Origin of the sequence: Mesorhizobium sp. WSM4983 (assembly GCF_029625765.1) — a bacterium.
Taxonomy (GTDB): Bacteria; Pseudomonadota; Alphaproteobacteria; order Rhizobiales; family Rhizobiaceae; genus Mesorhizobium.
The window spans coordinates 1-967 of sequence record NZ_JARTVM010000030.1 but is presented as its reverse complement, the minus strand read 5'-3'; the positions used below and the strand labels follow the sequence as shown (position 1 = coordinate 967).

The 967-nt window shown below is 61.0% G+C and carries 1 pseudogene; it reads right to left on the bottom strand.

The window, feature by feature from the left end:
* Positions 1-11: 11 nt before the first annotated feature.
* Positions 12-967: pseudogene (locus tag P9254_RS28805) on the bottom strand (IS630 family transposase).

The window sequence follows — 967 nt, the reverse complement described above, 5'->3', positions numbered from 1 at the left end:
GCGGCGGATTTTCATGTGAGTCCATAGCCTGCGGCAGTGAAGTAGTTTCTGCATTCTGTTGGGGAGAACAGATTGCAGATATCGCCGATGGCCTGCCACAGGGCGTCGATGGTTCTGATGGCCTTTGCGCGCAGATGCGCCTTGAGCTTGGCGAAGGCCATTTCGATCGGGTTGAGATCCGGACTGTAGGGCGGCAGGAAGAGCAGCCATGCGCCTCTTGCCCTGATGGCTGCCTCGGCGGCTGGACTCTTGTGGGCGGCGAGGTTGTCAAGGATGACGACATCGCCCCTTGCCAACGTCGGAGCGAGCTGCGTTTTCGACGTAGGTCTCGAAGATGCGCCGGTTCATCGGCGCGTCGACGACGAAAGGGGCGGTAAGCCCATGGCAGCGCAGCCCGGCGATGAAGGTCTGCGTCTTCCAATGTCCAAACGGTGCCTTTGAGCGCAACCGCCGACCCTTCAGGCAGCGACCGCGCAAGCGCGTCATCTTCGTCGTGGTTCCGGTCTCGTCGATAAACACCAGCCGATGTGGCTCAAGCCGCATCCGCGGCTGGCGTTTGGCCCGCCACTCCTGGCGCGCCTTGCTGATGTCGGGTCGATCTTGCTCGCTGGCCAGCAGCGTTTTTTTTGAAGCGGTAGCCGTTCCTGATGAGCCAACGTGAGATCGAGGCGGGAGCGACTTGGACGCCTGCAGCAATAACCAGTTGGGCGGCAAGCTCCGGCATGGTGATGTCGTCCTTCTCGGCCACACAACCAAGCAGGAACGCACGATGCGGATCGAGCTTGGAATGGCGGCGGCCACCACTGGCTTTGGGCGCCAGGCTCTCGGTCTCTCGATAGTTCCTCATCAGGATAACGACGAACGAAACCGACACCTCAAAATGTGCCGCCGCCGCACGCCGAGAATGGCCCGCCTCGACAAACCGCACAACACGTTCACGCAAATCGAGCGAATAGGGCTTGGGCAT